Below are 10,343 nucleotides of genomic sequence, written 5' to 3' on the forward strand. Positions count from 1 at the left end.
CGAAGCGGCAGCCGACAAGCAGGCGCGTCCATGTCGGCTGCCGCTTCGCTTTAGCACGACCTACACGGCGAAAGTATTCTCAACGACCAAGTTCTTCGGCCCGGCGTCCCTTCAGCCTCCAGGAGGATCTGCGATGTCCGTTGCCGCACCCTTCAGGCCGGCCGGCGCCTCATCGGCCGGACGCTCCGCCGTCGTCGCGGCGATGGCGTTCTTTACCGTCGTGGATCTGTTCGCGACGCAGGCGATCCTGCCGATGCTGGCCGCCGCCTATGGCGTGGCGCCGTCGGCCATGGGCATGGCGGTCAACGCCTGCACGCTCGGGATGGCGGTGGCGGGTCTGGCGACCGCGCTGTTCAGCCGGCGGATCGACCGCCGGAACGGCGTTGCCGCCAGTCTGGTCCTGCTGGCCGTTCCGACCGCGCTGCTGGCGCTGGCGCCCGACCTGACGAGTTTCACGGTCCTTCGCGTCGCTCAGGGACTATGCATGTCCACTGCCTTCGCGCTGACGCTGGCGTGGCTGGGCGAGCGCGGCGGCATGGGGCAGGCGAGCGCCTTCGCCGCCTATATCACCGGCAACGTCGCAAGCAACCTCGTCGGCAGGTTGGCCGCCGCAACCGTCACCGAGGGCTTCGGGCTGGCCGGCAACTTCGCCTTCTTCGCCGTCCTCAATCTGGCGGGTGCGGCGCTGGCCTGGGCCGCGATGCGCGGAGCGCCGCCGCCCACATCCGGGACGCCGGTCCCGCTGGCGCGCCGCGTCCGCCAGCTTTGCACGGTGCCGCTGCTGTCCGGGTTCGCGGTCGGCTTCTGCATCCTGTTCGCCTTCATCGGCGTCTTCACCTACGTCAACTTCGTGCTGGTCCGGCCGCCGCTGGATCTGGGCATGATGTCGGTCGGATTCGTCTATCTCGTGTTCCTGCCTTCGATCATCCTGACGCCGCTGGCGGGTATCGCCGCCGCGCGCTGGGGCGTGCGTCCCGCACTCTGGACGGGGCTGGGCGTCGCGGGGCTCGGGTTGGTTCCACTGCTCAGCTCCGACTTCGGCGCCGTGCTGCTCGGCATGGTGCTGGTCGGCGCGGGCACGTTCTTCGCCCAGGCGACGGCGACCGGCTTCGTCAGCCGGGCGGCGGCCGATCGCGGTGCTGCCAGCGGCGTCTATCTCGCGGCCTACTTCTCCGGCGGGCTGGTGGGCAGCGCCGTGCTGGGGCAGGCCTTCGACCGCTTCGGCTGGCCGGTTTCGGTCTTGGGTGTCGGGTTGTCGCTCGCCGCCGCCGCGGTTCTGGGTTTCAATCTGCGGACCGCACCGATGTCCGCATCGACGAAGAACGAAAAACGACAGGGAGGATAATCGACATGCCGAAGACCTTCGACGCCATCGTCATCGGGGCCGGACAATCCGGTCCCTTCCTCGCGGTCCGACTGGCCAAGGCCGGCATGAAGACCGCGCTGATCGAGCGGGAGCACCTGGGCGGCACCTGCGTCAACGACGGCTGCATTCCGACCAAGACGCTGGTCGCCAGCGCCCGTGTCGCCCACCTGGCGCGCCGCGCCGCCGATTACGGCGTGCTGACCGGCGGCGAGATCGGCGTCGACATGAAGGCCGTCAAGGCGCGGAAGGACAGGATCGTCCAGGCCTCGCTCGACAGTCTGGCGAGCTGGATCGCCGGCACGGAGAACCTGACGCTGATCTGGGGAACGGCCCGCTTCACCGATGCCCATACGGTGGAAGCTGGCGGTGAAAGCCTGACGGCGCCCCGCATCTTCATCAACACGGGCGGACGCCCGGCCGTGCCGGACTGGCCGGGGCTGCCGGAAGTCCCATTCCTCACCAATACCTCGATGATGGCGCTGGACACGCTGCCGGACCACCTGATCGTCGCCGGGGGAAGTTATATCGGGCTGGAGTTCGCCCAGATGTATCGGCGCTTCGGCTCCCGCGTCACCGTCCTGGAATACGCCGACCGCCTGATCGCCCGCGAGGACCCGGAGGTGTCGGACACGGTGCGGGAGATCCTTGAGGGTGAAGGGATCACCGTCCACACGGCGGTTCGGGACAACGCGGTGGAAACGCAGGAGCAGGGCGTGCGGCTGACCGCCAAGGCCGGGGGCAATCCCGTCACCGCCGATGGCAGCCACCTGCTGCTGGCGGTCGGCAGGCTCCCCAATACAGGCGACCTGAACCTGGAAGCCGCCGGCGTCAAAACAGACGCGCGCGGCTACATCCAGGTCGATGACGAGTTGAAGACCAGCGCCGAGGGGATCTGGGCCATGGGCGACGTCAACGGCCGGGGCGCCTTCACCCACACCTCCTACAACGACTTCGAGATCGTCGCCGCCAACCTGCTGGACGGCGACAAGCGCCGGGTATCCGACCGCATTGCCGCCTACGCCCTGTTCACCGATCCTCCCCTGGGCCGCGTCGGCATGAGCGAGACGGAAGTGCGCGCCAGCGGACGCCCCGCGCTCAAAGGCGTCTTGCCCATGACCCGCGTCGGCCGCGCCAAGGAGCGCGGCGAGACGCAGGGCTTCATGAAGGTGCTGGTGGACCGGGAAACCCACCTGATCCTGGGAGCAGCATTGCTGTGCATCGAAGGCGACGAGATCGTCCACAGCCTGCTCGACGTCATGGCGGCCAAGGCCCCCTACACGGTGATCCAGCGCAGCGTCCACATCCACCCGACGGTCAGCGAGCTGATCCCGACGCTATTGGGAAACCTCAAGCCGCTGGAGTGAATGGCTTCGGTTCAGCTCATGCCGTCGCGCGGCGGCCACTTGCCGGCGTCGTCGCCCCAAAGCTGCTTCAGCCGCGCATCCCGGCCGCAACTGTAGCGGTAGAAGGAGTACTTGATGCTGTTGATGGTGTGGTAGTTCTGGTGATAGCCCTCGGCCTCGGTGAAGCCCTTGGGGTCGAGCTGGACCACGGGCGTCGCGACCTTCTTGCCAAGCACTTCCTCGATATGCGCCTTGCTCCGGGTGGCCTGTTCCGCCTGCTCGGGATTCAGCGCGTAGATCGCGGTCGTATACGCCTCGCCCCGGTCGCAGAACTGCCCGGCGCCGTCCACCGGATCGATCGTCCGCCAGAAATACGACACGAGCTGCGGGAAGGTCACCTTGGCCGGATCGTAGGTTATCCGCACGACCTCGCGGTGGCCGGGATGGCGCTCGTAGGTCGGGTTGGGGAAGCTGCCGCCGGCATACCCGGAGACCGTCTCCAGCACGCCGGGCACCTTGTCGAAGTCGGATTCGACGCACCAGAAGCATCCGCCGGCCAGGATGACGCTCTCGGTCTTGCCCGCCGGTTCGGCAGCCATCTCGGCGGCCATGGCGGCAGCCGTGCCGGCGCACAGAAGGCCCAGCGTCAGCGCGGCGCGGGACAGGACGGATCGGAACTTCATCTTGGTGACTCCTGGGACAGCGGCTTATCGCGTATTCTAAGACAATGGGCGGTGATGGACTGAAAGGCCAATCACGCTTGGCCGCACGCCGCTCAAATGCCCGTGATCGGGATCAGGACGGGGACATGACCATGGAAGCGCTAGGGCAAAGGCTGGAAGAGACGCGCAGGTCGGTCAACCCCGCCTGGGATGTCCTTTACGACCGGTTCGTCGAACGCCTGCGTGCCGCCGGTGCTGCATCCGGCAGCCCCAAGCCCGGCGATACCCTGACCCCGTTCGCCTTGCCCGACAGCCAGGGGCGCTACGTGTCGTCTCCCGAACTGCTGGAGCGGGGACCGCTGGTCGTCAGCTTCTACCGGGGCGGCTGGTGCCCCTATTGCGTGACCGAGATGACGGCATGGGCGGAGGCCGCTCCCGCAGTCCGCGATCTCGGCGCGTCTTTCGTCGCGGTGACCGGCGAAACCGGCGGAGAGGCCGAAGCGCTCCGGCGGAAGCTGGATCTCGACGGCCAAGTCCTGGTCGATGTCGATCAGGGTCTTGCGCTGCGACTGGGCCTCGTCGTCCGCGTCACGGACGAGGTCCGCAAAGCCTATCTCGACTTCGGCCTCGACCTCGCCAAGCGCTACGGCAGCGACGCGTGGTTCATCCCGGTCCCCGCCACCTACGTCATCGACCGCCGGGGCGTCGTCCGCTTCGCCGAGGCCGATGTCGACTTCCGCCGCCGCGCGGAGCCGGAAGCCGTGCTGGCCGTCCTGCGGGAGTTGGCTTAGTCGAAGACGCTCCCGTAGCCTAACCCTGCTCGTCCGCCGCCGGCCACGCTCTGGCACGGGCCGCCTTCAGAAAGGCGTCGGACGCGGCCGACACCCGCCGTCCGATCACCGTCGCGACCAGCACCGTCCGCGACAGGTCGAGGTCGTGGACCGGGCGCAGGGTCAGGCCATCCGCTATCGGCACGTTCTCAGGACTCAGGGCGCAGCCAAGACCGGCCAGCACCATGCGCTGGAGATGCTCTTCGCTGCCGGCGCGGTGGCGGAACACCGGCTTGACGTCCGCCAGCGCGCAGAGCTGATGGAAACGGGGGCTGGACAGGCAGCCGGAACGGTCGATCCAGATCTCGCCGTCCAGCAGCGCCGGTTCTATCGCGTTCGATTGGGCGAACGGGTGGTCGGTCCTGCACAGCACCTGATAACGCTCCCGGAAAAGCTGCCAGCTCCGCAGGCGTTCGGGCAGGTCGGCCGCTTCTTCCAGGATCGCGACGTCGAAATCGCCGTGCATCATGTCGCGGACCAGATCGGCGTGCGCCGCCGTGGCCAGCGTCAGTTCCAGGCCGTGGAGGGAGAGGTTCAGCCGTTCCAGCAGATCGACCAGATGGTCCGCCGCGAAGGACGCCGTGACGCCGACGCTGAGCGGGGCGAGGCTGCCCTTGCGCACACCCTCCGCCAGCGACTTCGCGGCCTGGGCCGCCGCATAGGTCTGTTCCAGATGCGGCAGCATGATCCGGCCCAGGTCGGTCAGGTGCGACAGGCTGTGTTCCCGGCGGAACAGCGGACCGCCGAGTTCTCCTTCCAATTTCTGGATCGCGCGCGTCAGCGAAGGCTGGCTGACGTTGCACTCCTCCGCGGCACGGGTGAAGTTGCGCGTGCGCGCGACCGCCAGAAAATAGCGCACCTGATGCATTTCCATCAGGTGCGCACTATACCGCCATTTTTACGAAAAACCGCTGCGCATCCGGGGAGCGGATGTCTCCGCCGGCTACTCCGCCGCTGCCAAGCCCCGGTGCCTCAGCAGCGCCTCGGTCTTCGGTTCCCGGCCCCGGAAGCTGACGTAAAGCTCCATCGGGTCGCGGGTGTCGCCCGCCTCGTAGATGTCCTTCAGCCGCTTCGACAGGTCAGGGTCGAACACGTCGCCGGCCTCCTTGAAGGCGTCGAAGCCGTCGGCATCCAGCACTTCCGACCACATATACGAATAGTACCCGGCGGCGTAGCCGCCCGAGAACAGGTGCTTGAAGTGGGGCAGGCGGTGCATCATGCCGACCTCGGCCGGCATGCCCAGCCGCTCCAGCGCATCGCGCTCGAACGCTTCCGGGTCCAGGTTGTCCGGGTTGGTCTGTGAATGAATCTCCATGTCCAGCAAGGCGGAGCTGGTATAGGCCAGCGTGTTGAAGCCCTGGCCGAACTTCCGCGCTTCCAGCATGCGGGTCAGCAGCTCCTCCGGGATCGGCTCACCCGTCTCAAAGTGGACGGCGTAGGTCCGGAGCGTTTCGGGAGCGGCCAGCCAGTGTTCGTAGACCTGCGACGGGAACTCCACGAAGTCGCGGCGGACGCAGGTGCCGGACTGCGACGGATACCGCGCCTTGCTGAGCAGGCCGTGCAGCGCGTGGCCGAACTCGTGGAACAGCGTCTCGGCGTCGTTGAAGGTCAGCAGCGACGGCTTGCTCTTGGCGAAGTTGCTGTTGTTGACGATGATCGGCGTGATCGCCTCGGCGAAGAACTCCGACGAGCGGTAGGCGCTCATCCACGCGCCGGACCGCTTGGACGACCGGGCGAAGTTGTCCTGGATGAACAGGCCGACATGGTCGTCGGTCGCCGCATCGACCACCTCGTAGACCTTGGCGTCCGGATGGTAGAGCGGCAGGTCCGATATCTCGCGGAACTTCACGCCGAACAGCTTCGTCGCCGTGTCGAACATGGCGCGGACCATGTTCTCCAGCAGGAAGTACGGCTTGATCTCGGCATCGTCCAGGTCGAACCGCGCTTTCCGCACCCGCTCGGCATACAGGCGCCAGTCCCAGGCCGCGATGGCGCCGGAGAAGCCGGCAGCCGAAGCTTCCGACTGGATCACCTCGCGCTCGGCCAGCGCCTGCAAGCGGGCCGGTTCCCACACCTGATGCAGCAGGTCGAGGACGGCGGACGGCGTCTTCGCCATCGTGTCGTCCAGCTTGTAGTCGGCGTAGGTGGCATAGCCCAGCAGCCGGGCCTGCTCGGCCCGCAGCGCCACGATCTCGCGGATCAGGTCGTGGTTGTCGGTGTCGCCGCCGTTGGCGCCCCGGTTGGTCCAGGCCTTGTAGGCCTTCTCGCGCAGGTCCCGGTTGGTCGAGAATGTCAGGAACGGCTCGACCGAGGAACGCAGCAGCGTGATGACGTACTTGCCCTCCAGTCCGCGCTCGGATGCCGCCTGCGCCGCCGCTTCGCGGACGTAGTCGGGCAGGCCGTCGAGGTCGGCTTCCTCCAGCACGAGCTGCCACGACTGCTCGTCGGCCTGGACGTGCTGGCCGAACAGCGTCGTCAGCGTGGCGGTTCGTTCGGAGATCGCCGCCATGCGCAGCTTGGCGTCTTCGCCCAAAGCGGCGCCGCTGCGGACGAACCCCAGATAGCTGCGCTCCAGCAGGCGCATCTGGTCGGTTTCCAGCCCCAGCTCGTCGCGCTTGGCGTAAAGCTCGGAGACGCGGGCGAACAATGCTGGGTTCAGCGAGATCTTCGCGTTGTACTGAGCCAGCTTGGGGCTGTAATCGCGGGCGATAGCCTCAAGCTCCTCGTTGGTGTGGCTGGAGTTCAGGTTGAAGAACACCGAGCACACCCGGTCGAGCAACCGGCCCGCCTGTTCCATCGCCTCGATCGTGTTGGCGAACGTCGGCGCCTCGGCCGAGCCGGCGACGGCGTCGAAATCGGCCAGCCCTTCTTCCATGCCACGGTCGAGCGCCGGCGGAAAATGCTCCGGCTTGATCAGGTCGAAAGGGGGAAAACCGAATGCGTTCGTCCAGGGAGAGAAGAAGGGATTTCCGGCGGACATCAATGCCTCATGAAAAAGTGCAGCTTTGAAGATAAGCGTTCGGGTGTCCGATCACAATTGGGTGGCGGCCAAACGGCTGATATTGACAAAAATTGCCATAGCCTTCACGCTCGATGCTCGTCGATGGAGGACATCATGCCGACTATGAACGTTAGCCTGCCTGTGGAACTCGCTGATTTTATCGAGCAGGAAGTTGCATCCGGCGATTATGGAACCGCTAGCGAGGTCGTCAGAGAAAGCCTGCGCATGTTGAAACGCGAAAAGGCGGCTCGTGACGAAAAGCTCGCCATATTGCGCCGAGAGGTTGGCATCGGCCTAGCCCAGGCAAAAGAAGGCCGTCTGTCAAAACAATCGATTTCAGACATTGCCGAGTCATTGAGGAATGGCAGTTCCAAATGAAAGCTGCCGGCTATCGGCTGACCGAGGCTGCCGCAGCGGATGTCAGAAGCATTCTTGAAGCCTCGGCCAGACAGTTCGGACCGATTCAGCGCGAATTATACGCCAAGCTCATTGAAAAAGCAGCAGAGATGGTTGCGGAAACACCTGCACGTCCGGGATCGCGAAAACGATATGACATTGCCGAGGGCGTCAGATCTTTTCATATCGAACACGCGGCCTCTCGTCGCGGAGCAGCAGTGCATATGCTCTACTATGTGACGGAATTTTTAGAGGACAGTTTAGACAGTGTCGTGATCCTTCGTGTCTTACATGAACGAATGGAGCCTGCGATCCATATGTCTGAGCATCAAAATGCGCATTGATCTATTCAAGGAAAGCAGCTTTGCTTGACCCGACCAATGTCCCGGCGCAAGCGGATATTGCTTCCGAAGCAAACGGCCTCGGAGTAAGCCTGTCCGAAGTGGTCGAAACCACGCAGGAGGACGCCGTGCGCGAATCCATATCCGCGCGGTGCATCGAGGAAAACCGTAAGGCTTTCGCCGAATATGATGGCTTCGTCGAGGCCAATGGCGTCTTCGGCGAGGGGAAGCGGCTTTTCTAAGATGCCCGCTATTGTTCGAGGTATGCCAACGCCCCTCCGGCATGCTTCCGGGCTATCGCGATAGACTCGACCGAACTTTTGGGTGCCGCCCTCTGTTGATTGGGTAGCTGTTGAAACAGCCGGATACAGAGGAGGAAGATATGTCCAACCGATTGAGCAAGACCACCATGGCGATTCTCGTGGTGATGCCGCTGGCCCTGTCTGCCTGTGCGGAGACCCTGGGAGCCGGCGCCGGCGCCGCTGTCGGCAACCAGTTCGGCAAGGGCTCGGGCAATACTGCCGCTACCATCGGCGGAGCCGCCGCCGGAGCGGCGATCGGTCACTCCATCGGTAATTGACGGGCGTTGACCGACGGTCGGTAGCTACTTCCAAAACCGCCCCGCCAAGACCCCTCGCGAGAGGAAAAGCCATGGCGGGGCGTCGTTTTTACGACTTCTGGAATTTCTCGGCCTGCTTCCTGTCGGCCTCGACTTCCTGAGCCATCTCGTCGCCGATCTTCGGGTCGATCTTCTTGGCCTCGTTGGCCAGTTGCGTGGCTTCCTTCTGATTGCCTTCCGCCGCCTTTTCGATCGCCTCTTCGGCCAGATCGTGGGCTTTCTGGTGTTCGGGGCTCTGCTTGTGCTGGTCGGCCATGTGATTCTCTCGGCTCGTCGTTAGGATACCCGTTTCAACCCACGCGGATCGAAATCGTCTCGCCCAAAGCGATGGCCGGGAGTGATCGGCCAGTCTATTGCGGCGGCGTCAGGTGGCGCAGGAAGTCGGTCAGCACGCGGATCGCGGCATCGGCATCCTGCGCGGTAATAGCTTCCTCCGGGTTGTGGCTGATGCCGCCGGCGCAGCGGACGAACAGCATGGCGATGGGGCAGAGCGCTATCATCGCCAGCCCGTCATGACCGGCCCCGCTCGGCAGGCGCAGCGGTCGAATGCCGGAGCGTTCCACGGCAGCAGCCATCTGATCGACCAGCCAGGGCGCACAGGCGGCGGCGGGTTCGTCGTAGCGCGGCGCGACCTGCACGCCCACTCCCCGCCGCTCCGCAATCTCGGCGAACTGCCGCTTGAGCCGGGCGACCGCCTCCCGGCGCAGATCGTCGCTGGAACTGCGCAGGTCGAGCGACAGCTTGGCTCCCGACGCGATCACGTTGACGGCACCCGGCAGCGCCTCCATCATCCCGACCGTCGCCACGATGCCGGGGGTATCCTTGGCCTCCCGCTCGACCGCCAGCACCATTTCGGCGGCTGCCGCCAGGGCGTCGCGCCGCAGATGCATCGGCACCGTGCCGGCGTGGCCGGCTACTCCGGTAACCTCGATGCCGAAGCGCGACGCGCCATTGATCGCGGTGACGATTCCGACGGGCAGGTCCTCATCCTCCAGCACCGGCCCCTGCTCGATATGGACCTCGACATAACCCAGCACGTCGCTTCGGCGGCAGGCGGCGTCGGGTATCCCGGCGGGATCGCAGCCGAATTGCTCCAGCGCTTCGCGCAAGCTGATGCCGTCAGAATCACACACATCCAGGGCCGCCGGATCGAAGGTCCCCGCCACGGCGCGCGATCCGTTCAGCGTCACCGGAAAGCGCACGCCTTCCTCGTCGCCGAAGGCCAGCACCTCGACCGCGAAGGGCAGGCGCTCGAACCGGCGGTGAAGCGCTGCAACCGCCGAAATAGCGGCGACGACGCCCAGGTTGCCGTCGTACTTTCCGGCATTCCGCACGGTATCGATATGAGAGCCGATCAGCAGCGCCGGCAGGCCGGGCTCCACCCCCTCGTAGCGGCCGACGACTGTCCCGGCGGCGTCGATCCGCGTCTTCATCCCCGCTTCCCGCATCCAGGCGAGGACCTGGAGAGCCGCCGCCTTGTGCGCCGGCGTCAGGTACAGTCTGGTCAGCCGTCCCGGTTCCTCTGTGAAGCCGGCGAGTGCTTCAAGCCGGTCGAACGCCAAGTCTCCCGCCGTCTTTGTGTCGATCATGGTGGTCCTCCCTCCAGGGCCGCCGCCGTGGCGGCGAACCCTTACTTCTTTTTGCAGCTTCTTGTTCTTTGTGCTCATTCCGTCAGGCTGGCGGCGGTGCCGCGTCGGCGCGGTCGAGGACCATCTCATACCAAGTACCGAAGATGTTGACCGGTGAAGACGCTCATGCCGTAGGTCGGTCTAGAGCGAAGCGGCA

The 10,343-nt window shown here is 65.5% G+C and carries 12 protein-coding genes; 7 read left to right on the forward strand and 5 right to left on the reverse strand.

Annotation, left to right across the window (positions count from 1 at the left end):
* The first annotated feature begins 133 nt into the window (after positions 1 to 133).
* Both AC5JJ6_RS25995 and AC5JJ6_RS26000 read left to right on the forward strand, forming a co-directional pair.
* On the forward strand, positions 134 to 1,345 hold the full coding sequence (locus tag AC5JJ6_RS25995) for an MFS transporter (protein WP_496044850.1): 1,212 nt from the start codon (positions 134 to 136) through the stop codon (positions 1,343 to 1,345).
* A gap of 5 nt (positions 1,346 to 1,350) precedes the next feature.
* On the forward strand, positions 1,351 to 2,730 hold the full coding sequence (locus AC5JJ6_RS26000; protein WP_496044851.1) for an FAD-containing oxidoreductase: 1,380 nt from the start codon (positions 1,351 to 1,353) through the stop codon (positions 2,728 to 2,730).
* 11 nt (positions 2,731 to 2,741) lie between these two features.
* On the opposite strand, the gene msrA is transcribed toward AC5JJ6_RS26000, so the two are convergent.
* Positions 2,742 to 3,392 carry a peptide-methionine (S)-S-oxide reductase MsrA gene (gene msrA / locus AC5JJ6_RS26005; protein ID WP_496044852.1) on the reverse strand — a complete coding sequence of 217 codons (651 nt, stop codon included), beginning with the start codon at positions 3,390 to 3,392 and terminating at the stop codon, positions 2,742 to 2,744.
* Positions 3,393 to 3,517: 125 nt separating this feature from the next.
* Between msrA and AC5JJ6_RS26010 the strand changes: the two genes are divergently transcribed.
* Positions 3,518 to 4,162 carry a peroxiredoxin-like family protein gene (locus AC5JJ6_RS26010; protein ID WP_496044853.1) on the forward strand — a complete coding sequence of 215 codons (645 nt, stop codon included), beginning with the start codon at positions 3,518 to 3,520 and terminating at the stop codon, positions 4,160 to 4,162.
* A gap of 19 nt (positions 4,163 to 4,181) precedes the next feature.
* Here AC5JJ6_RS26010 and AC5JJ6_RS26015 read toward each other — a convergent pair whose 3' ends face one another.
* Both AC5JJ6_RS26015 and AC5JJ6_RS26020 read right to left on the reverse strand, forming a co-directional pair.
* The gene (locus AC5JJ6_RS26015; RefSeq protein WP_496044854.1) at positions 4,182 to 5,075 is read right to left on the reverse strand and encodes a LysR family transcriptional regulator; all 894 of its coding nucleotides are present in this window, start codon (positions 5,073 to 5,075) and stop codon (positions 4,182 to 4,184) included.
* 69 nt (positions 5,076 to 5,144) lie between these two features.
* Positions 5,145 to 7,181, reverse strand: coding sequence for a M3 family metallopeptidase (locus AC5JJ6_RS26020; RefSeq protein WP_496044855.1), 2,037 nt, complete (start codon positions 7,179 to 7,181; stop codon positions 5,145 to 5,147).
* Between the two features lie 135 nt (positions 7,182 to 7,316).
* Between AC5JJ6_RS26020 and AC5JJ6_RS26025 the strand changes: the two genes are divergently transcribed.
* The 4 genes from AC5JJ6_RS26025 to AC5JJ6_RS26040 all read left to right on the forward strand — a co-directional run bounded on the left by AC5JJ6_RS26025 (position 7,317) and on the right by AC5JJ6_RS26040 (position 8,519).
* The gene (locus tag AC5JJ6_RS26025; RefSeq protein ID WP_496044856.1) at positions 7,317 to 7,580 is read left to right on the forward strand and encodes a type II toxin-antitoxin system ParD family antitoxin; all 264 of its coding nucleotides are present in this window, start codon (positions 7,317 to 7,319) and stop codon (positions 7,578 to 7,580) included.
* Positions 7,577 to 7,942, forward strand: coding sequence for a type II toxin-antitoxin system RelE/ParE family toxin (locus tag AC5JJ6_RS26030; RefSeq protein ID WP_496044857.1), 366 nt, complete (start codon positions 7,577 to 7,579; stop codon positions 7,940 to 7,942). Before AC5JJ6_RS26025 ends, AC5JJ6_RS26030 begins: the two co-directional genes overlap by 4 nt.
* A gap of 20 nt (positions 7,943 to 7,962) precedes the next feature.
* Positions 7,963 to 8,181 carry a type II toxin-antitoxin system CcdA family antitoxin gene (locus tag AC5JJ6_RS26035; RefSeq protein ID WP_496044858.1) on the forward strand — a complete coding sequence of 73 codons (219 nt, stop codon included), beginning with the start codon at positions 7,963 to 7,965 and terminating at the stop codon, positions 8,179 to 8,181.
* Positions 8,182 to 8,321: 140 nt separating this feature from the next.
* On the forward strand, positions 8,322 to 8,519 hold the full coding sequence (locus AC5JJ6_RS26040; RefSeq protein ID WP_084720560.1) for a glycine zipper 2TM domain-containing protein: 198 nt from the start codon (positions 8,322 to 8,324) through the stop codon (positions 8,517 to 8,519).
* Positions 8,520 to 8,607: 88 nt separating this feature from the next.
* On the opposite strand, the gene AC5JJ6_RS26045 is transcribed toward AC5JJ6_RS26040, so the two are convergent.
* Positions 8,608 to 8,814 carry a hypothetical protein gene (locus tag AC5JJ6_RS26045; protein ID WP_496044859.1) on the reverse strand — a complete coding sequence of 69 codons (207 nt, stop codon included), beginning with the start codon at positions 8,812 to 8,814 and terminating at the stop codon, positions 8,608 to 8,610.
* A gap of 94 nt (positions 8,815 to 8,908) precedes the next feature.
* Positions 8,909 to 10,147, reverse strand: a complete 1,239-nt coding sequence (locus AC5JJ6_RS26050) for an allantoate amidohydrolase (RefSeq protein WP_496044860.1) — start codon at positions 10,145 to 10,147, stop codon at positions 8,909 to 8,911.
* Positions 10,148 to 10,343 lie beyond the last annotated feature (196 nt).

Source organism: Skermanella sp. (assembly GCF_059503625.1).

Bases quoted from the DNA above. Each gene is read 5' to 3' on its own strand.
- AC5JJ6_RS26030 (WP_496044857.1), top strand. From the start codon at position 7,577: ATGAAAGCTGCCGGCTATCGGCTGACCGAGGCTGCCGCAGCGGATGTC.
- AC5JJ6_RS25995 (WP_496044850.1), top strand. From the start codon at position 134: ATGTCCGTTGCCGCACCCTTCAGGCCGGCCGGCGCCTCATCGGCCGGA.
- AC5JJ6_RS26000 (WP_496044851.1), top strand. From the start codon at position 1,351: ATGCCGAAGACCTTCGACGCCATCGTCATCGGGGCCGGACAATCCGGT.
- AC5JJ6_RS26015 (WP_496044854.1), bottom strand. From the start codon at position 5,075: ATGGAAATGCATCAGGTGCGCTATTTTCTGGCGGTCGCGCGCACGCGC.
- msrA (WP_496044852.1), bottom strand. From the start codon at position 3,392: ATGAAGTTCCGATCCGTCCTGTCCCGCGCCGCGCTGACGCTGGGCCTT.
- AC5JJ6_RS26045 (WP_496044859.1), bottom strand. From the start codon at position 8,814: ATGGCCGACCAGCACAAGCAGAGCCCCGAACACCAGAAAGCCCACGAT.
- AC5JJ6_RS26040 (WP_084720560.1), top strand. From the start codon at position 8,322: ATGTCCAACCGATTGAGCAAGACCACCATGGCGATTCTCGTGGTGATG.
- AC5JJ6_RS26025 (WP_496044856.1), top strand. From the start codon at position 7,317: ATGCCGACTATGAACGTTAGCCTGCCTGTGGAACTCGCTGATTTTATC.
- AC5JJ6_RS26050 (WP_496044860.1), bottom strand. From the start codon at position 10,147: ATGATCGACACAAAGACGGCGGGAGACTTGGCGTTCGACCGGCTTGAA.
- AC5JJ6_RS26020 (WP_496044855.1), bottom strand. From the start codon at position 7,181: ATGTCCGCCGGAAATCCCTTCTTCTCTCCCTGGACGAACGCATTCGGT.
- AC5JJ6_RS26010 (WP_496044853.1), top strand. From the start codon at position 3,518: ATGACCATGGAAGCGCTAGGGCAAAGGCTGGAAGAGACGCGCAGGTCG.